Here is a 20,519-nt window from a genome sequence, read left to right on the forward strand (position 1 = left end):
AAATCTCTGTTTCAGAGACCATCTGTCTTTTCATTAAAGAATCAATAATTCTTCCAGCCTGTCTCCTGAAGTCTCTCGTCCTTGGCTACAACGCTCTCTTTCATGGATGCGCTGTAATCCTTGAGCTTCAAAAGAAGGTCCTTATCAGCTACAGCCAGGATCTTGGCTGCCAGGATACCTGCATTGGCTCCGCCATTAATAGCTACTGTTGCTACAGGTATACCGCTGGGCATCTGTACTATGGAATAAAGTGAATCACGTCCGCCCAGTGATGTGGTATGCATGGGAACGCCTATTACGGGAAGAGGGAATATTGCTGCGCACATTCCGGGAAGATGAGCTGCCATTCCTGCACCGGCGATGATCACCTTCAGTCCTCTCTCCTCTGCTCCTTTGGCATACGTAAAGAATTCGTCTACTTCTCTGTGAGCTGAGATGATATGCATCTCATAAGATACTCCAAGCTGATCCAGTATATCAGCTGCTTTGGACATGACACTCATATCTGAGTCAGATCCCATGATAATTCCTACCTGCGGCATTTTGATCCTCCCTTTATAAATCAGAAACAGATGCATGGCAGCAAAAGCGCCATTATCTCTGCCTCTTTGTAAGCTGTTACATCCTGTGGTCACATATAGAAGCCTGCAACCACCATTCCTATCATGATAAGTATATCAACAGTACATATAACTATACCTGATGTAGGGAATAATCTGAAGATATTTCTTTGTCTCTCCCCCATAATACCAAGTACAAGGCCTGCGACACTGTATAAAAAAGCCCACACCAAAGCCATGCCAAGCTTCTCGGAAGCAATCCCACCTGCAAAATACGCCATCCTCACACATACAAACAGCGTAGCTGCAGCTACTACTCCCAGGATGAATGACATGACTCCCTTAACAGGATGTACGTTATCTGTAAAAATATATCTTCTTTTAAAGCGCAGATAACTGAGCCTTAGATGCTTTTTCTTTTTTCTCTTAGGGGGCAGGCTCTCATAATCCCCTTCAAATTCTTCAGCCATCAAAACAGTATCTTCTTGCGGCTGGTTAAGAGTCTGGCGCCGCTTACTATCAGCATGACACCGGCAGTAACGCCTGATACTATAGCCAGAACACCAAAGACGATGTTCATAGCGCCGCAGCTGCCCATGAGTTTAAATGTCTTCTCTTCCATTTTCCGCTCCCTTCATAAGGTCTAAATCAGTTCTTCTTTGCGCCGTATTCTTTGTAATACTCGTCAATACTCTTCTTGATCTCACTGGTCAGGATCACCTCACCGTCAACGGGACGGTTGTAGAGATATTCCACTACATCGGACATGCTCACAATAGCATGTGCACCGATACCATACTTCTCGTGGATCTCATCAAGAGCGCTCAGGTCTGAGTCCAGGCCCTTCTCCTCACGATTGAGAGATACCATCAGTCCTACCACATCAACATCATCAGCCTGAGCCTGAAGGATAGGCCAGGTCTCTTCGATGGACTTACCGGAAGTAGTAACATCCTCGATGATCAGTACTCTGTCTCCGTTCTTGATCTTGCTGCCCAGCAGAATGCCTTTATCACCGTGGTCCTTGACCTCTTTTCTGTTGGCACAATACTTGATATCCCTGCCATAGAGCTCGCTGATAGCAACACAGGTGGCTACTGCAAGAGGGATACCCTTATATGCAGGTCCGAAGAGGATATCAAACTCAAGTCCGAAAGTATCGTGGATGGCTCTTGCATAGAACTCACCCAGCTTCTTGAGCTGTGATCCTGTGACATAAGCTCCCGCATTCATGAAAAAAGGAGACTTTCTTCCGCTCTTAAGAGTGAAGTCACCGAATTTCAGAACGTTACTGTCTACCATGAAACTAATAAACTCTTCCTTATACTTCTCCATCTTATGCTTACCTTCTTTTGTTATTTTTGAACAGCCAAAGCTGTTTAGTTAATAGGTCTGGATATGACTTATTTAATGCAGCACTGAAGATCGCTGATCATATCAAGAACTGCTGCTCTTGCGGCATCGCCTACGTTGCCGTCAGCAAACTGAGAATACTCAGGCTTCTGCCATGCAGCAATGATACCTCTTGAAGAATTGACAATAGCGCCCAGACCGTCTTCGTTAAAGAAATCCTTGAGGTCTTCGCCCTTGCCGCCCTGCGCACCATAACCGGGTACCAGGATATATGCATGAGGCATGATCTTTCTGAGGGCTCTGCCCATCTCAGGGTAAGTAGCTCCCACAACAGCGCCTACATTGGAGTAGTCTCCGTCCATAGAATCAAGTCCCCACTCTTCCACCATGCGGCCTACATGCTCATAAAGAGGTGCACCGTCAACAATCCTGTCCTGAAGCTCACCGCTAGAGGGATTGGAGGTCTTGACCAGAACGAATATGCCCTTGTCATTCTTGTTGCAAACATCAATAAAGGGCTTTACTCCGTCGCTTCCAAGATAAGGATTGACTGTTGCAAAGTCCTCATTAAAACCGGCAAATGTCTCGCCGTCAAAATCAGTAGTGCCAAGGTGACCTACTGCATATGATTCTGATGTGGATCCGATATCGCCTCTCTTGATATCTCCTATAACGATCAGACCCTTTTCGTGACAGTAGTCCACTGTCTTCTTAAAGGCTATAAGGCCCGGAATGCCAAACTGCTCATACATGGCAATCTGAGGCTTAACAGCAGGGATCAGGTCAGCTACGCCGTCCACGACTTCCTTATTGAATGCAAAAAGAGCTTCGGCAACGCCGTCGGCTGATCTTCCAAAATCCTTAAAAGCCCGGGCGGTGATACGCTCGGGAATCATGGACAGCTTGGGATCAAGTCCTACAACGATGGGAGCTCCTGTTTTCTGAATAGCCAAAATCAGTTTCTGGATCATGGAATTCTTCCTCTCAAAATTTTTCTTTTCCTATATTACCATAGAATTCCAAAATGCAACACTAAATATAAGAAAAAATAAACCTTGCCCCATTGGGCAAGGTTTTTAATGGGAATCATATAATTTACTGTGGAAATAGGACTCTATCTGCTCCCTGAGAGCCTCAGGAGGCATGGTCTTTAAGAGATATTTTTCAGGCTTAAGGGCTACCAGCTTCATGACAGTGTCCTTGTCCTGCTTGGAAGTAAGGAACATTACAGGTATCTTGGCCATTGTAGGCTCACTCCTTAGCATCTCAAATACCTGAGCTCCGCTGGTAACAGGCATCTCATAATCCATAAGGATCAGGTCCACTTCATTACGGGCCAGGAAGGCTATGGCATTTACGCCGGAATTGGCCACATATACCTTGTACTGCTTTGCCAGGCAGCTCTTGATGGCATTTAAGGATACCTGGTCATCGTCTACAAGGAGGATCCTCTTCTTGCTCTCGCCCTCTTCCTTAATCATAAGAGCTATAGCCAGCTTATTGGCTACATTATCCACAGAGAAGGGTCTCTCAAAAACATCCTCGATCTTGGCTCTGGGGATAATGGGAAAGAGCCTTGAAAAATCTTCGGGAAGTCCAATGGCAAAGAGCTTGATGTCCCTGTCATCTATTATATCTCTTATACAAGCCATGGATGCAGCATCAACAGAGTTGTCGCAGTAGAGAAGGCACACTTCTCCTCCTTTGACAGCCTTTTTGATATCATCGGGAAGAGAGCCCACGGGATTAACAGCAAAACCGTTGCTCTCAAGACCGGATATGACAGCTTTGACCATAAAGCTTTTTTTATCGCCTATAAGCAGTATGCTCTTATCCATTAATATAGTCCTTTATCAGTCTTCTGGCTGATACCTGATCTCCTGATCTTATCATACCGGCAAGATCGGATGTGAAACGCTTCCTGTCTCCATCAAGTCTGTAATTCCTAAGACTATCTAAAACACTGCCAGCGCTGTCATAGTCATACATACTTATAAATTCATCAATTGCAGTTATCGCTTCTGCAAACTCTTCGTCTGTGATCTCTTCCTTGAATGAATCGTCCAGCTCATCCTCTGCCATAGGTGCCAGATACTCTTCATAGGCCCTGTAGTCTTTAAGAAGGCCCGGAGTCAGCTCCTCAATGGACTTCTCGTCAGCCTTGTCGCCGCATTCCTCAAGAAATCTTGCCTTCTCGGACAACTCAGACGCACCAATAAGTCTGCTGCTGCCCTTAAGGCCATGGACCAGTATTGTATAATTCCTGAAATCCTTCTCTGCAGCAAACTTCTCTATCTTCTCACTCTTACCTTGGATATCTTCTCTAAACATCTTGAGAGATTCTGCCAGGACTTCTTCTGACCCGCAGTTGGTCAGTCCCTTGTCCAGATCAATACCCCCAATCTTATGCAATAATTCCGTCAGGCTCATGCTAAATAACCTCCAAAAGGGATCTTTTTCCCCCGCGTTACACATTCCCGCATAGAGATTATCGGCATAAATCATCAACAAATAAACTTATACTCAAATTATAACATGACGTAAGGGTCAAAAGTCATTTCGATTCGAGCTTGCTCGAAATCGAATATGAATTTATGACCCGCAAAACATGAGCAAAGTAGCACGTAGTGCGGATTGGCGAATGTTTTAGGATTGTGAGAGTTTCGAAGAAACGGAACAATCCGTTAGTCATAAGGTGTCAAGCAGTGTATATATTTAAATTTATTGAATAATACGTCTTATCTCATCAAGAAGCTTTCTGTAGCTCTCCATAAAGATATGATGATTAGCTTCGATAAAGCTATGATCACCTCTTTTGCAGGCATCACTAAGGTCCCTTGCCATGGAACCAATATGATCAATACCCAGAGTCAGGGATGTACCCTTTACTGAATGCACATATACGCCATAGTTCTTCCAGTCCTGAGCAGTAAAGCTCTCTTCAAGAGCCCTACTCTTTTCTCCCTCAAGATAATCGCCAAGGAGCTCTATATACAGATCCTCATCTCCGGCGCAAAGGGCTATTCCGTCCTCAACACTAACGCCGACTATATTTCTTACCTCATCTAATTTAGTCACGATGGTCTCCTTTGACCGCAGCGCGGCCTTCAAAATATGTAAACAGCATGGGATATAAGCCCAGGCAGTAGAGTCCTACCAATATATAAGTAATAAAGTGGCCCGGCAGATAGCCAAAGATCATATCAAATCCCTTACCTATGCCCATGGCCAGGATCACCAGTCCCAAAAATCCGGGAACAAAGCGCGTGAGAGCCTTCTTCAAAGTCATACCCTCTGTAGTAAAATGCACATATCTGCGTTCGATAAGGTAGCCCCAGTTGGCTCCGATAAAGATACCTGTCATCTTGAAAGCATCCTTTTTAAGGACAGCAGGATCCGCAAGAAGCTCTCCGTCAGCACCAATATCCATGGGATAGGCCTTAAAGGAAATATAGAGTATGGCAGCCAGAGCAAGCGCAGTAATTGCGATGAGATAGCGGATAAGGGCTGCATCATCTGATCTGTCCCCTATCTCAAGGAGCCTTCGCGATGCAAATAAGAATATGAGACTCAGCCCGCAGCCTGTCAGCACGTCCTGAGGCGTATGCACCTCGCAGTAGAGTCTGGACAAAGGTATGAGCACCGCAGGAAGGACAAGGAGCATTGACAGCTTCTTTCTCCCATTATCCCTTGCTGCTGCAGAACCGGCGCCATATACTGCCACAGCATTAATGGTATGACCGCTGGGAAAAGAGTAGCCCGTAGCCCCCTTGAGAGCGCTTGCAACAGGCTCTACAGCAGGATTCCTGATCCAGGGCCTGTATACGCAAAAAAGACACTTGGTAAAATTACCAATAAAATTGGCATAGGCAGCTGCTGCCACAATACAGATGCCGCTCCTCTTGTGGATACACCAGTAAACAAGGGTCATGAGCATCATCATGGGATACACATCCCCTGCAAAGGTCACGGCATTCATGATAAAGTCCAGGGCATAACCTGTAGCCTCTCTGAAAGCCTGGATTTTAAGCAGGATATCTATATCTATCCCCTGTGCATATAACATAGACAGCGTCATCTCATCCTCCATTCTTAATCACGCAATATAAAGATTTTAAATGCTATTCCATAGTCAAGTCAACTTTCAGAACTATACAACCGATATATAATACGCAGGAGCAAAGGGCGGAGCTGTTAATACCCCAGTAGAAAACAGATCACAGCAGGACTGTTATTACCCCATTAGAAAACAAATTGCAGCAGGACTGTTATTACCCCATTAGCAGTCAGATCCGGGAGGCGCTGATATGCCGGCAAACAGACGTCGCAGATCATCAGGATACGAAGATGGACACGGCCTTATTGTAGAATATGAGCATGAGGACGTGTCTTTGGAGCACCCTGTAAACCGTGACCTACGCCGCAGCGTCTACAAGGATGAAATAGCAGGCAGACTAAACTACTATGAGCAAACTGCCCATCCAAAGAAAATGCCCAAGGACGGTGTGATGAAGGAGTACGGCGACATCTATGATGATCTCAGTCGTCAGTTGGACATGGTCAGACATACAAGCTCCTCATCTGCGATCAATCAGCTCAAAAGAAAGCCTGTAAGCTCTTTATCATCAACTACTCAAAATAGAAGCTATGGACAAAGCTATGATAAAGGCTCCGCTCCCGGCCGCACACATTATAAAGACAGGGATTATGAGATCAGCTACAAGATCCACAAAGATCTGGAGAGAACAGGCTCCTCTCACAGAAGATCAGCTGCTTCCATAAGAGAAGACCTGGACAGGAGCTACTCGGAGTGGGGACATGACTTCTCCGAACTCAATGAGGAATACACAAGAAAGCGCAAAAGAAAAAGAGGCAAAAAGCTCTCCTCTTTCCTCTTTGTTATGGCCGGTATGATCATGGCCCTTGGTATCATATTTGTGATCTACATGATAGGAAGTAACAGGATGCCTGATTATTTTAAAGGCAGCTTTGAAGAGACCCGCTCCATGCTTCCCTCCGCAGAGGATCCCTATGCAAGACTCACCTCTGATATATACAAATAATATACCCGAAAAAGATAATCAATATTTAAGGGTTCTGCCACGGCTGCGGCAGAGCCCTGCTGTTATCCTTTTGGTGTAAGTCCCTTGTAAAAGCGCTGCATCAGCGCTATCTTGGCATCCAGCTCCACATGTGCCTTGCGAAGCTTGTCCTTTAGGCCTGCAGAGAGTGCTTCTCTATCATAGACTCCCTTGGCAAAATGAGAAGGTTCTGTTACTGCCTTGGATACAGGTCTGGCCAGCTCTCCTGTGACTTCATCAGTTCTAAGAAGCTGTGAGAGCTTGGTCATGGTAGCATCCTCTCCAACTGCAGCTGCTCCTCGCTGCTCCGATTCCTCCCAGGCAGCCTCATATCCTGCAAGTGCTGCAGCGCGTGAACGCTGGCCGCAGCCTGATTTCACAAGCCCCGCCAGAAGATCTGCAGCCCAGGCCTCAGCCGAAGCTCCAAGAGTCTTAAAGGTCACAAGTCCCGTTATATCTGCCTCATTGGATACATTATCAGCTGCCAGGCAGGGAAGGCCACAGGCCTGAGCTTCTATAAGAGACTGAGGTACTCCGCCGCACATAGTAGGACAGATATAATAATCCATCACCTGATAATAATCCCATATATTGCCCAATATTCCGGGCACCATTACCTGCATGATGATCCCCAGGTCACGGGCTTTTTCCAGGACCTTTTTTCTAAGGGGGCCGTCGCCGGGCATAAATAGATAAAGGGGAAGCCCTCTGAACGCAGCAAAGCCTGCTCCCTTGTCAGCACCTATTATCCCCAGTACACGATCAAATATCTCCAGCGCAAACTCATGATTCTGATCTTCATTAAAGGCTGCCACATAGCCAACGATGATGCCATCCCTGATGCCCATCCTTTTTCTTACTTCCAGCCTTTTTCGAGCAGAATAAACATATTTGGATGCACTGACGCCATCTCTGGTTACCAGTATCTTCTTTTCTTTGACAGCATTCTTGCCAAATACAGATACCGCACCGGCCTTGGAACCTGCTACGCAAAAATCCGCAGCAGACAGCGCCTGGGTGACACTTGTATAGAAGCCGGCATTTCTGTTTTCTTCGGGAGGGATGGCTGATGAAGCATGGAGTATGGTGCCCAATCCTTCCTTGGATGCAATAGAGAGATAGAGGGCAGCCGTGTCCAGGTCATGGGCCTCCACTATGGACCATCGTCCCCTATGAGATGCAAGGAGCCTTGTAAAGCAGTCCTTATATGCAAATATCCTGCCTTCAGCAGGCCTTGGCAGAGCATAGATATGCCCGCCCAGGCGTGTGATCTCTGCGTCAAAAAAGCCGGGCTGCCTGCGCCTCATAAGCTCATCCGAGCCTGGCATATCACTGTTTATATCTTCTGCACTGACATGGACTACAAAGTCAAACTGAATCTGAGATCTGTCCAGTGCTCTGTAGAGATCCATGAGCCTGACCATCTCGCCTGATAATTCCAAAGATGAGAAAACATGTAAAACCCTGAGAAGGGATAGACCTGATGATCCGCCCTGATCAGCATGAGCAGGAGTCCTGGCGGCTGTGACCCTGGGGGGATTGGCTGCTCCCTGCCCCATAAGAGCGGCACTTCTGAGAGCTGCACTCGTCTCGGATATCTCTTCCGATGCCTTGATGATATCATCATAGCGGTCAAGCCTGGCTGCAGCACTGGTGATATCCACAGCGCCCTGTCTCTTCTCCCACGCTTCCTTATAAAGATCGCTCCTCTTGGCACCGGGTCTTAATGGATCCCTGCCTCCGGAGCGCAAAAAATCTATAGCTGTCATCCTTTCGGATCCAGCTTCCGGTTCTGTCTCATGTATCTTGTCATCCTGAATGGAATCCCGGACAGTACCTGAGAAAATCGGGGAATCGTCATCTGCTGCTCTTGTATCGGCCGCCCCCTTTATTTCCTCCTGCAAGCCATGAAACAGCGGTTCTTCTTCATTTTTATTCCTGCCAAAAAAACGAGGTATCCGCGGCACCTTGCCTTCCCCCTTCTCTGTCAAAAACAAAAAAGAATCATACTATCTATAGTTAATATATTATCACAATATAGATTACTGATACAGCCCTGATGTAAGCAAACATGCCCTAAGTGCAAAATCCTTCATATCTGTCATAAGTTCCTCAAGACCATCCTCTGTGACCTTGTGCTCTCCTGTAAGGAAGCACTGCTCCATGTAGTGATTGATATCAGATGTAAAATGCAGAGTATCCATGTAATTATCAAGGTCAGCTGCAATATCCTCAACGTTTTGGAAAAAGTATACTTCTGCATTGTCATATTTCAGAAGCTCTCTCATCGCCAGCTCTTCGCAGGACAGATAGGCATCCAGGTCCCCATTCATGACTACGCTGTCCCAGTAAAGTATAGAATACACAGGAAAGAAGAATACAAAACGGGTCTCAGGGTGAGCTTCCACTCTCTCACAGATAAGAGCCGTATTGGCCCTTGCATTATCCAGATAATGATCTGCAGCCTTTATCTCAGAGACTTCAGAAGGCCTGTCATAATGGCTCATAGCAGCATCTGCAGCAAATACCTTGGATTCCTCCCAGTTATAGGAGAGGTCAGGATCAGCATCCCCTGTCATGGACTTTACCAGCATATATGGGATCCTCTGAAGGAGTACGTCCTTATTAAAAAGGTATTTATAGTCATTGAAGGGATTCCTGTCATATAAGTATACAGGAGCTCCGGTAGTCTCAAAGGTAGGAAGGGGCTCTGCAGGTAGCGACGTGGTATCAATATTGTAAAAGACATATGATAGGTCGTGCTCTTCATAGGCAATATCAAGGAGACTCACCAGGTCCGCAGTAGCGCCGTAGGACCTGATAGCCTTGATGGAGGTCACGCCAAAGTCTTCATCAAACCAGTCATTGTGATTATTTTCTGCCACAGATGAGCCTACGATAACAGCATCATAATCAAAGTTCCTGAGAGTGCCGGGAACCTGATACTCCTTTTCCGTAAGTACAGGAGTAAGAAAAGACAGATTTTTGTGATAATGATAAAAAGGGTCAAAGATCACGGTCACAAGGGCAGACAGAGCTAGCAGAACAGCTGTTATAAGTAATATTCTCTTTATAAAATCCAAAGATGTATTCTTCATCATATAATCATTTCCTCTGGATAAGATCAGGATGCCAAAGAAATCATTGACACCATATGGCAAGGGGCCCTCTACTTTTATGCAAAAGTCCCGCAATCCTCAAAAGTTGAAATACACATAGCTCTGAACTCCCGACAGCGACAGCAGGGAAAAGGCAAAAAGAAGGGACAAAGCAAGCGCTCTTTGCGTGGTAAACACCTTGTCAGAAGCAATCTCACGGGCATTTCTGCCTCGGATCACAAATGCAGATATCACAAATGCAAGAAGCATCAATATGACCTTGATCGCTGTTTCAAAGGAAGGTGCGATAAAACGCACAGCCTCGCTGATAAGATAGGTCTCAGGGATTATAAGGCTCTCAGCCGTCCTGAATACAAAACCGGGCCAGGTAAAGAAGAAGAGCCTCCTGACCATGGCAAGGGCATATGCCATATTCTCCGCTCTAAAGAAGAGAACAGTAAATGCAAAATAGAGGAAAGTCAAAAGAGTCCTGATAGAAAGCACAAGCCCTCTGCTGACCCGGGGCAGATATCTGTCGACCACTACCATAAGTCCGTTTAAAAGCCCCCATACTATAAAGGTATATCCTGCACCATGCCAAAGGCCGGACAGGAAAAATACGATCATGATATTGATAGAGGTCCTCACAGTGCCCTTCCTGCTGCCTCCAAGAGGTATATACACATACCTTGTAAGGAACCGTGAGAGGCTCACATGCCAGCGCTGCCAGAGCTCTCGTACACTCCCTGCCTTAAAGGGAGAATCAAAGTTAACAGGAAGCTCTATACCCAGCATGACTGAGATACCCTCAGCCATATCACAATAGCCGGAAAAGTCAAAATAGATATTAAAGGCACAGGCTACTCCCGCTATAATGACACAGATAGTATCAAGGTAATAAGCCTCCCTGAAGGTATAATCCACAATAAGGGCCATGGTATCTGCAAGAAGGACCTTTTTGCCAAGGCCTATGATAAATAGGGTAAGTCCTCTTGCAAATCTGTCCCTGTCCCAGCGGCAGTTATCCAGCCTTTCAAACTGAGGCAGCATCTCGGTGGGAAGCGCTATGGGTCCCTGCAGGATCTTGGGGAAATAAAGGATATACGCCAGATAGGTCAGAATGTCCTTGTGCTCTATATCTCCGCGGTATCTATCAACTGTATATGCGATCATCGAGAAGGTATAGAAGCTGATACCCACCGGCAGTATGACCTTCTCCATTAGGAGATCAGTCCTAAATACCATATTGATATTATCCAGCACAAAGCCGCTGTATTTAAAATATCCAAGAAGCGCCAGATCGATCAAAACTCCCGCTATCATATATAGTCTGCTGCCGGGAGATATTGCCAAAAGATAGGATATCAGATAGGTAATAAGCGCTGCTGCAATGAGTATCAGCATTGAAGTCATGCCAAAGCCTGTATAGAAGATAACGCTCATTGCAATCAGAAAAAGCAGGGCTGCCCTCTTAAGAGAGCGGCCCTGCAGATAATACCATCCAATAAGCAACAGAGGTAAAAATATAAAGATAAATGAAAACGAATTAAAAATCATAGTCAGGTCAGAACCATGTCACCATTTTGTTTCAAAAGCTTCTGCAAGCTGATGACCCGGTCCCAGCTGCCCCCTTCTTCAGTCATCGGTATCCAGCATTTGCCCTGGAGACATATGAAATGGTAGTAGTAATACATATCCCTTTCCAGTCTCTCGGTAGACAGGCCAAAGAGTTTGGAGAAACGCTCTATGGCCATCAGCTCATCTTCTGTGTAGGATACTGCCATAGCTCCGCTCTCAAGCATGGGAAGTATATGGCTCTTGGCATACTCAAAGCCTTCATCCCAAGATCTGCCCTCATCTGACCGAGAATTCTCATCATAGCCTCTTCCCGCTTCATCAAGAAGTGACTTGATAAATTCCAGGCTGGATATGTTGGTATTAGAGGAAAGATTGGCTATGAAATTCTTAAAGAGGATCAGCATATCTGCATCATCTGCGATCCCCGCAAACCACATCTTACCTGTCTCATCATCAAGTACCAGTGCCCTGTCATAGGCAAGGATCTCACTGCCGCTGCAGCGCATAGCTGTCTGAGCATAGCATATATTCTGAGACACAGCCTTAGAATCCCCCATATTGTGTATGCAGGCATTGAGGATAGCGACCATATATTTGGTATCCACAATCAGCATAAAGGGGAGCTTTGCGCGGCTTACACCTACAGCATCTACGGTAAATCTCCCGTCAGCCTGATCTGAATCAAGGGCAACAAGTATCCCTTTTCTTATTACCTCCTGACTGTTATCTGCTCTGGCGATCTTTAAAAAAGTGTTCTCAGAAATATAATCCATTAGGCCTGCCCTCCCTGAGGATAAACGACTTATGACACCTATATATATTTATAATATCATATAATCATAAGCTTTTGACAGATGCATTTACGTTATTCCGAGAATAAAAGATCGGAATATACAGGGAAAGGCCAGTAATCGGAATCAGTGAGCTCTTCAAGCTTGTCCGCAACTTCTCTAGCCTTCATCATATCCTTCATCAGGACATTTCTGCTGTAATCAAGAGCCTTGGTGGAATCGGAAGGCACCTTGGCAAGATCGGACTCAAGCTTGTTATTCAGGCTCTGGAGCTTATCTGTAAGCTGTGCAACCTTGCTGCCTACAGTCTTCTCGTAGCCGTTTGCAAATCCCACAGCCTCCTTGGCTGCTGCCCTTGCTGCCAGATCAGAAGCAAAGTCTGACACTGCAGGCAGGATACTGCGCCTTAGCATATCACTCATAGTCCTGGCTTCAATGGAGATCTGAGCATTGTAGATCTCTTCATGGATAGCACGTCTTGCATGCATCTCCTCTTCTGTATAGATGCCATTTCTCACATAGAGATCGATATTCTCCTGATCATCATAGTGAGGAAGAGCATCAGCTGTTGAAGGCAGATTGGACAGTCCCCTTCTCTCAGCTTCTTCCAGCCATGAATCCTCATAACCATTGCCATCAAAGATAATACGCTGATGTTCTGTAAGAGTCTTTTTGATCAGCTTCTGCATATCTGACTGGAAGTTCTTGCTGCTCTCCAGCTTGTCTGCAAATGCCCTGAGCTCTTCAGCCATGATGGTATTAAGTGCAATGTTGGGTCCTGATACGGACTGAGCACTTCCCAGCATACGGAACTCAAACTTGTTGCCTGTAAAGGCCATAGGTGAAGTACGGTTTCTGTCTGTAGTATCCTGACGGATCTGAGGCAGTGAATCGATACCGATCTTCAGGGTCTTCTTGCTGCCATCCTTATAAGCAGTGCCATCAATGATGGACCTTACAACCCTCTCAAGCTCATCTCCCAGGAAAATAGAGATAACAGCCGGAGGAGCCTCCTGGGCACCAAGTCTGTGATCATTGCCCGCACTGGCAACAGTACACCTCAGAGTGTTCTGATATTCATCGATACCCTTGATGAATGCAGCAAGGAAGAGGAGGAACTGCGCATTCTGGCTGGGTGTGGAACCGGGCTTGAAGAGATTCTTGCCGGTATCTGTACCCAGTGACCAGTTATTGTGCTTACCGGATCCGTTCACGCCAAGGAAAGGCTTCTCATGGATCAGGCATACCAGGTCATGGCGCAGAGCTACCTTCTTCATCAGCTCCATAGCAAGCTGATTCTGATCGCAGGCTGCATTACAATCTGTATAGATAGGTGCCATCTCGTGCTGTGCGGGAGCCACCTCATTGTGCTTGGTCTTGGACAGTACGCCCACCTTCCAGAGCTCATTGTCCAGATCGATCATATAGTTGGCAACGCGGGGCTTAAGCTGACCAAAGTAGTGATCAGAAAGCTCCTGTCCTCTGGGAGGCATATTGCCAAATAGAGTCCTGCCGGTAAGCCTTAAATCTTCTCTCTGATCGTACATATTCTTATCTATAAGGAAATATTCCTGTTCTGCTCCAACCTGGGGAATGACCCTCTTAGTAGTCTTATCACCAAAAAGACGAAGGATCCTAAGAGCTTCATGGTTGACCTTCTCTATAGAACGCAGAAGAGGTGTCTTCTTATCCAGGGCCTGTCCGCCATATGACAAAAAGACTGTGGGTATATAAAGGGAATTATCTTTGATGAAAGCAAAAGAATTGGGATCCCACGCAGTATAACCTCTTGCCTCAAAGGTGGATCTGATACCACCGTTAGGGAAGCTTGATGCATCAGGCTCGCCCTTTACCAGCTCTTTGTCTGAGAACTCCATGATGATCTTGCCGCCACCTGCCGGCTCTACGAAAGAGTCGTGCTTCTCGGCAGTCACACCTGTCATAGGCTGGAACCAGTGTGTGAAGTGAGTAGCTCCCTTGGACACAGCCCACTGCTTCATAGCCTCAGCTATCTCATTTGCTGTTGACAGCTCCAGTGCGGTACCGTCCGTAACAGATTTCTTCCATGCTTCATAGGATGCTGTGGAGAGCCTGTCCTTCATGGTATCTTCATTAAATACCATTGATCCGAAGAGTTCAGGTAACTTATTTGGTGCTTCCATTAATTTCCCCTTTCAAAAAACGAACTAATTAAGCGGTGAACACTTTAGGAATAAACATAGCACAAGAAGAAACAATCTTCCACTATAAAATCAATTTTTTTGACCAAACAGTAAAAATCAATAGCGGGGCGTGTTGATAAAGGCGGCGCTGACGTGATCCCTAAGCAGGCGCAAGTCGTCGCCGTCTGCGAGGATGATGCGGGGCATGAGTCTGGAGAGGAATAGGTGGATGCCCTCTGTGACTGTATAAGCGCCGGTATTCTCAAATACTAATAGGTCGCCAAGCCCCAGGTCTGTAAGAGGCAGCTGCCTGACAAGCACGTCTGCCGTGGTACAAAGGCTGCCGCAGATGCAGTAGTCTCGTGACTCTAATGCACCAGCTGCGCTGCCATCTAATATGCAATCGCCGTCAGCAACCGGTTTCAAATGTCTGATACGCGGCACCTTCATGCCCATCATCTGACCCAGGTAGCTTAGGTGGTTCATACCGCCGTCCACTATGACATAGGCTGAGCCGTTATTCTCCTTGATATCCATGACACGTGTCAGATAATAGCCGCATTCCGTCACATAAAACCTGCCCATCTCCACTGTGACATCAGCCCAGCCGGCTGCCTCTTTCAGGGCAGCTGCTATATCCCTGGCAGGCTGCAGACTGTCTTCAAAGTCCTCGCCCTCAAATAGCGGGACTGCAAGGCCGGGTCCATACTCAAGCCTGGGAAGTCTTATTAAGAAGCGCTCCGAGATCTCGTCATAAAAGTCCCTGAGCACGCTCAGTTCCTTTATCTGCTTATCAGTCTTTTTCCTCTGAGTGCCTGCAAAATAGTGAATACCCACAAATTCCAGGTGAGGATAATCCTGCCTCTTCTCGATAGCAGTAAAGATATCCTCTCTGGACATACCAAACTGATTGCCGCTGGTCAGCCTAAGAAGTACAGGAAGAGAAAGCTGCGGCGTATCTACTGCGCCGCGTGCTCCGGTGCTGTCTTTATAAATCTCCCGGGCTGCCTCTTCCAGATACTGCAGGTGCAGAAGGGATTCTGCGGTATAGACACCAGCGCCGTAGCGAACTGCTTCCTTTATATCCTCCAGAGTCTTATTTACTCCAGAGTAGACTATGGAGGATGCAGATAGCCCTAGTTCCTCACATATCTCCAGTTCACCGGGGGAGCATACTTCCAGGGCATCCACCTTTTCCAGCATTTCTTTGGCCAGAAAGGGATTAGCCTTAATGGAATAGGCCAGCCTTATATTCTCTCCAAATATATCCCTGATGGCATCCACTCTCTGCCTCAGCCTCTCAGCGTCAAATACAAAGGAGGGGCTCCCATACTGCTCATATATCTTTTGAAATCTATTAATATCCACGATATGCTCCTTTATATAAGCTCCTGCAGAGCCTTTCTGTCTATCTTGCAGTTCTTGTTCATAGGCATCTCGTCCAGCTTCCTTGTGCTGCCCGGGATCATAAATACAGGAAGGATAGCCTTTAGCCCTGCTGTAAGCTGCTTTTTATCTGTATCGCCTGTATAGAATAGTATGATCTTCTTTTTGACACTATCATATATACAGCAGGCCCTGGACACTCCCTCCAGTGCCATGGCAGCATTCTCGATCTCTCCCAGTTCTATCCTGTGGCCCAGATGCTTGATCTGAAAATCCTTACGGGATACATAATATAGAAGGCCGTCCTCATCATATCTGCCAAGGTCACCTGTCCTGTAGATTATATCAAGGTATGCCTTGTTTAGAGGATTCTGGACAAAGGCTGCCCCGGTCCTCTCGGGATCATTATAATAGCCTGCACCTACCGATGTGCCGCTGACGCAGATCTCTCCATTGACCCCAGGTCTGTCAGGACCCACAAGCTTATCTTCCTCATCCAGGAGGAAGACTCTCTCATTTGCAAAGGGGATTCCCATGGGAATCAGGTCTGTATCCTCCCATTTTCGCTCTTTATCAAGAACATAATAAGTACAGTTACAGGTGATCTCTGTAGGTCCGTAGAGATTAACATAGGTGGCATCAGGAAGATATCTCTGCCATACCTTGAGCTGCTTTAGGGGCATCACTTCACCGCTGAACATGATAAGGCGAAGAGTATCCGGATTTCTGTAATCCAGGCCATTCATGATAGATACAAAGCACATGGCGCTCACTGCCCAGATCAGCACTGTAGCCTTATTGTCAGCGATATAATCCATGAGCTTCATGGGCTGGGAAAAATAATCCCTGGGGATGATCTGCACCAGAGCCCTCTTGTAAAGGCCGGAATAAATATCCTTCACCGATACGTCAAAGTCAAAGGGCGCCTGATTGGCTATTATATCCTCATCACAGATAAAAAAGCGGTCTGCAAAGATGGGTATAAACTCCAGTACATTCCTGTGGCAGATGGTCACTCCCTTGGGAACCCCGGTGCTGCCACTGGTAAAATTCACATAAAGAGGATCTGTCTCGCAGGCAGACTCCCTCACCTTCAAAAGAGCCTCCTCGTTTACAATGGCGCTGTCATCCTGAAGGATATCACTGAGGATAAGGACTTTGACAGCTGCTTTTTCTGCAATAGGGCTTATAGAATCATATAGCTCACTTGTGGTCAAAATGACCGCAGGCTCAAGTACATTTAATATCCCGCCTATCCTTCCTTCAGGCTGCCTCACATCTATGAAGCTATAGAAGGCACCCGCATATACGGCTGCCATCATGCCACAGACGGCTTCTACGCTCTTCTCCATATAAAAGGCAACAGGGCGCCTCATGATATCACCCAGTTCACCGATCAAAAACGCAGCAAGGCTCCTGCTCTTATCTCTAAGCTCGCCATAGCTGATCCCCGCATTTACATCAGCAAAGGCAGTCTTATCAGGGCACTTGTCTGCAGCTCTCTCAAGCCAGCTCAATATATTAGTATCTCTCATACCTCTCTCCTGCATATATGTGGATGCACTTCTATGTCGTGAATACAAGGATGTATTTCGACATGCTTAGAAGTGCAGGGATGCACTTCTATGTCGTAGTATCAGTTAATGCTCAGAAAATAGTCATTAACAGGCTTTCCTCCATCTCTCCATTTAAGGAACTCCGCAAAGAACCTGCTAAACAGCTGCGCTCCATAAGTGTTCATATGCCCCTGGTCCTTAAAATAACTTCGATCAGGTCTGTAGACCTCGCCTATGACCAGATTAAAATCATAATAATCAAATCCGTATCCGTTAAAGAGTTCTATTAACCGGCTGTGCATAGCTGCATAGTCTTCAAGAGAGTAGATGGTGACAAAGGTGGGATAAGGCACAGTGATGGCGATCAATTCTATATCATTGTCTCTGCAAAGTCCTGCTATATTACGCAGATCATCTTCTACTTCAACCGACATGGTCAGTTCCTGAAACTCCACTCCGGATTCGCCCCAGTCTTTTGCCTCATCCAGGCTGATATATTTCAGATCGCCCAACTCTTCATCAGAGGGAAGAAAGCCCCTGTCCGTCCTGTGACCTTCCTCATCCAGTATCCTGCCGGCAAGCTTCTCCCTGACATTAAGGCTTATGTCAGGATTCCTGTCATAGATCCAGGAAAAGAAATAATTAATAGAAGAAGGCTTCCCAAGATATACCTTGTCCACAGCAAATAAAGCCTCATCTGCCGCCCTGCGAAATAAATTACCGGGTATGTAGCGGCTCCTTGCGTGATAAAAGCTGGCCTCAGCCCTGAAGTTATCATATCTGTCAGTATCCAGCATCTCATAGTCCACCACAAGGACCACTCTCCTTAGAGTATCCTTGTGCTGCGCAATAGCAGTAGCAAGAGCTATATAGGAATTGTGAAAGGACTGCATGTTGGTACCCATGTTAAAGGAAAGAGTACCCAGGCTCTTATCTATGACCTCGGGATCGATATCGCTGATACACTGAGATGAGCCTGCATATACCATATCAATGTCGCCCATATTGTCATAAGCGCTCCACATCTCCTCACCGGAGCCTTTATAGGGGCTAAGAACAAATACAAGCGCAGAATTGATGAGCACAAATACCAGCAGGAAGGCTGCTATTTTCAATATGATCTTAGAAATTCGCATACATAAATCCTCCCGCTGATGTTGCCAACATAAATGAAGCCAGGATCAAAAAGATAAGTCCCTGATAGAGGGCAAATCTCACAGGAAAAGCCCTGGATCGGATAAATAAGTAGACATCAACATTACGCTCCCTGAGGATGCTGACTGCAAATATCACAAGGCAGCCTATAACGGCAAGAGCAAAGCCTCCCAGCACATAAGCAGGGGACACAAGGTCAGGATTCAGCATGGTATTGCCAATCTCAAAGGTAAGGCTGCGCAGGTTAAAAGAAGTAAAGGTCCTGCCCAGTGCCATAAAGGCATCACCGATATCATATATCCTGTCAAAATACCAGCCTATATTCACTATCAGGAATGTCCTGATGATCCTGAAAATATACATTCCACGAGACAAAGGGCTGATATGAAGTCTATCATTTACATTCTTGAAGAAGGGCTCCGCCAGGTCGCTGAGGGCTATGATGATACCGTTATAGAGTCCCCAGGCAATGTAGTGAAGCTCTGCCCCGTGCCAGATACCCACCAGGAAGAATACCAGGATATTGGCTATACCTGCAGGGATCACTCTCCCGGCATGGCTTCCCAGGCGCTTGCCGCACCATTTACCAAATCTCTGCATGAATTTAAGAAGGGCAAAGGGGTAAAAAACATAATCTCTCATCCAGGTACCAAGGGAGATATGCCATCTGCGCCAGAAATCTCCAAGGCTCACTGAGAAGTAGGGCTGTCTGAAGTTGACCATCAGCCTGATCCCCAGCATTCCGGAAACAGCCGTCACTATGTCTATGCCTCCGGAGAAATCCGCATACTGCTGAGCTGAATACATGAGCACAGCCGTAAAAATGGTAGAACCCGATAAGGACGCTATATTGCCGTCCAGAACTATGGAAATGCTGTCTGATAAGAGATTTGCAACAGCATATTTTTTCATAAAGCCAAAGCCCGCAAGAAGAAGGCAGCGCTTAAAGCTCTCGTAGTCGATGCTGCGCCTGCTCCCAAACTGGACACCCAGCTGGTCGTATCTGCCTATAGGTCCCTGGATCAGCTGAGGGAAGAAGGACACAAAGAGCAGGAATCTGAGATAATCCTTTTCAGCAGGATATTTGTTATTGTACTGATCTATGAGATAGCCTGTAGCCTGAAAGGTATAAAAGGAAATACCAAGGGGAAAGAGCAGTCCCGAGGTATGAAAAAGCACATTCCAGTATTTGAGATAAGCCAGTATCCCAAAATTCAATATAAGTACGGCAAATAAAACTGCTCTCCTTCGGCGCGTCATCTCGGCCTTGATCTCTCTTTTGACCGATTTGTCGGTCTCTGCCTTTCTCCTGGCTCCATAGCTTGCAGAGAGCCGGTCCATAAGGAGCGCTCCCATCCATACGCTAAGAGATGTGACCAGGATAAAAATGAGATTGAAAACGCCGTGATAGGCATAAAAAGCCAGGCTGCCTATAAGGAGAAGCGCGTTCTGATAGCGGTGATCAGAGGGCACAAGATAATATAAAGCCATAAGCACAGCTATAAATACAAAAAATAAAAGTGAATAGAGTTCCATAAGAATCCTTTATGCGTAAATGTTTTTGGTCCTGTGATATTTTAACATAGTTTGAGCAGGTGGGCACGAAAAAGGGAAGCTATGGCCATACGTCATAAGTAATTATGACATACGGTCATAGCTTCCCGTAATATCTGCTAATAAATATATGCACTTCTATGTCGTTGGATATATGGATATATCCTGACATGCTCAGAAGTGCAAGGATGCACTTCTATGTCGTTAGATATACGGATATATCCTGACATGCTCAGAAGTGCAAG

19 protein-coding genes are annotated in these 20,519 nt (G+C 46.2%); 1 reads left to right on the forward strand and 18 read right to left on the reverse strand.

The genetic code is table 11. From position 1 onward, the window contains the following. Window positions 1-41 precede the first annotated feature (41 nt). From purE to G636_RS0107455, 9 genes are all read right to left on the reverse strand, one after another. Window positions 42-542, reverse strand: coding sequence for a 5-(carboxyamino)imidazole ribonucleotide mutase (purE, locus tag G636_RS0107415; protein WP_026507520.1), 501 nt, complete (start codon window positions 540-542; stop codon window positions 42-44). Window positions 543-631: 89 nt separating this feature from the next. Next, complete coding sequence (locus G636_RS0107420; RefSeq protein WP_026507521.1) at window positions 632-1,030, reverse strand: DUF6142 family protein; 399 nt, start codon at window positions 1,028-1,030, stop codon at window positions 632-634. Continuing rightward, window positions 1,030-1,182: a hypothetical protein gene (locus G636_RS20495; protein ID WP_026507522.1), complete on the reverse strand. Its 153-nt coding sequence runs from the start codon at window positions 1,180-1,182 to the stop codon at window positions 1,030-1,032. The genes G636_RS0107420 and G636_RS20495 overlap by 1 nt, the downstream gene beginning before the upstream one ends. A gap of 26 nt (window positions 1,183-1,208) precedes the next feature. Then, window positions 1,209-1,895, reverse strand: a complete 687-nt coding sequence (gene pyrE / locus G636_RS0107430; RefSeq protein WP_026507523.1) for an orotate phosphoribosyltransferase — start codon at window positions 1,893-1,895, stop codon at window positions 1,209-1,211. Window positions 1,896-1,963: 68 nt separating this feature from the next. Next, on the reverse strand, window positions 1,964-2,884 hold the full coding sequence (pyrF, locus tag G636_RS0107435; RefSeq protein WP_026507524.1) for an orotidine-5'-phosphate decarboxylase: 921 nt from the start codon (window positions 2,882-2,884) through the stop codon (window positions 1,964-1,966). Window positions 2,885-2,989: 105 nt separating this feature from the next. Beyond that, entirely contained in the window at window positions 2,990-3,751 is a 762-nt protein-coding gene (locus G636_RS0107440) for a response regulator (protein WP_026507525.1), read from the reverse strand. Then, window positions 3,744-4,343 carry an Hpt domain-containing protein gene (locus tag G636_RS0107445; protein WP_026507526.1) on the reverse strand — a complete coding sequence of 200 codons (600 nt, stop codon included), beginning with the start codon at window positions 4,341-4,343 and terminating at the stop codon, window positions 3,744-3,746. Before G636_RS0107445 ends, G636_RS0107440 begins: the two co-directional genes overlap by 8 nt. Window positions 4,344-4,634: 291 nt before the next feature. Beyond that, the gene (locus tag G636_RS0107450; RefSeq protein ID WP_026507527.1) at window positions 4,635-4,991 is read right to left on the reverse strand and encodes an Hpt domain-containing protein; all 357 of its coding nucleotides are present in this window, start codon (window positions 4,989-4,991) and stop codon (window positions 4,635-4,637) included. Continuing rightward, entirely contained in the window at window positions 4,984-5,991 is a 1,008-nt protein-coding gene (locus G636_RS0107455) for a phosphatase PAP2 family protein (protein ID WP_026507528.1), read from the reverse strand. The genes G636_RS0107450 and G636_RS0107455 overlap by 8 nt, the downstream gene beginning before the upstream one ends. A 229-nt stretch (window positions 5,992-6,220) precedes the next feature. On the opposite strand from G636_RS0107455, the gene G636_RS0107460 reads away from it, so the two are divergent. Further along, on the forward strand, window positions 6,221-6,976 hold the full coding sequence (locus tag G636_RS0107460; RefSeq protein ID WP_026507529.1) for a hypothetical protein: 756 nt from the start codon (window positions 6,221-6,223) through the stop codon (window positions 6,974-6,976). 62 nt (window positions 6,977-7,038) lie between these two features. Here the strand turns inward: G636_RS0107460 and G636_RS0107465 are convergent, their stop codons facing one another. The 9 genes from G636_RS0107465 to G636_RS0107505 all read right to left on the reverse strand — a co-directional run bounded on the left by G636_RS0107465 (window position 7,039) and on the right by G636_RS0107505 (window position 20,256). Continuing rightward, complete coding sequence (locus G636_RS0107465; protein ID WP_026507530.1) at window positions 7,039-8,961, reverse strand: glycosyltransferase; 1,923 nt, start codon at window positions 8,959-8,961, stop codon at window positions 7,039-7,041. Between the two features lie 75 nt (window positions 8,962-9,036). After that, a complete protein-coding gene (locus tag G636_RS17765; protein WP_051226721.1) occupies window positions 9,037-10,095 on the reverse strand; it encodes a hypothetical protein in 1,059 nt (352 codons plus the stop codon). Window positions 10,096-10,191: 96 nt separating this feature from the next. Beyond that, window positions 10,192-11,535, reverse strand: a complete 1,344-nt coding sequence (locus tag G636_RS0107475; protein WP_051226699.1) for an MBOAT family O-acyltransferase — start codon at window positions 11,533-11,535, stop codon at window positions 10,192-10,194. A 116-nt stretch (window positions 11,536-11,651) separates the two neighbouring features. Further along, window positions 11,652-12,443: a hypothetical protein gene (locus tag G636_RS0107480; protein WP_026507532.1), complete on the reverse strand. Its 792-nt coding sequence runs from the start codon at window positions 12,441-12,443 to the stop codon at window positions 11,652-11,654. Between the two features lie 92 nt (window positions 12,444-12,535). Continuing rightward, window positions 12,536-14,623: a glutamine synthetase III family protein gene (locus tag G636_RS0107485; protein ID WP_026507533.1), complete on the reverse strand. Its 2,088-nt coding sequence runs from the start codon at window positions 14,621-14,623 to the stop codon at window positions 12,536-12,538. Between the two features lie 117 nt (window positions 14,624-14,740). Continuing rightward, window positions 14,741-15,991 carry a diaminopimelate decarboxylase family protein gene (locus G636_RS0107490; protein ID WP_026507534.1) on the reverse strand — a complete coding sequence of 417 codons (1,251 nt, stop codon included), beginning with the start codon at window positions 15,989-15,991 and terminating at the stop codon, window positions 14,741-14,743. 11 nt (window positions 15,992-16,002) lie between these two features. Further along, a complete protein-coding gene (locus G636_RS0107495) occupies window positions 16,003-17,544 on the reverse strand; it encodes an amino acid adenylation domain-containing protein (protein ID WP_026507535.1) in 1,542 nt (513 codons plus the stop codon). 101 nt (window positions 17,545-17,645) lie between these two features. After that, window positions 17,646-18,701: a hypothetical protein gene (locus G636_RS0107500; RefSeq protein ID WP_026507536.1), complete on the reverse strand. Its 1,056-nt coding sequence runs from the start codon at window positions 18,699-18,701 to the stop codon at window positions 17,646-17,648. Then, window positions 18,688-20,256 carry an MBOAT family O-acyltransferase gene (locus tag G636_RS0107505; protein WP_026507537.1) on the reverse strand — a complete coding sequence of 523 codons (1,569 nt, stop codon included), beginning with the start codon at window positions 20,254-20,256 and terminating at the stop codon, window positions 18,688-18,690. Before G636_RS0107505 ends, G636_RS0107500 begins: the two co-directional genes overlap by 14 nt. Between the last annotated feature and the right edge of the window lie 263 nt (window positions 20,257-20,519).

The organism is Butyrivibrio sp. MC2013 (assembly GCF_000424585.1).
GTDB lineage: Bacteria > Bacillota > Clostridia > Lachnospirales > Lachnospiraceae > Butyrivibrio.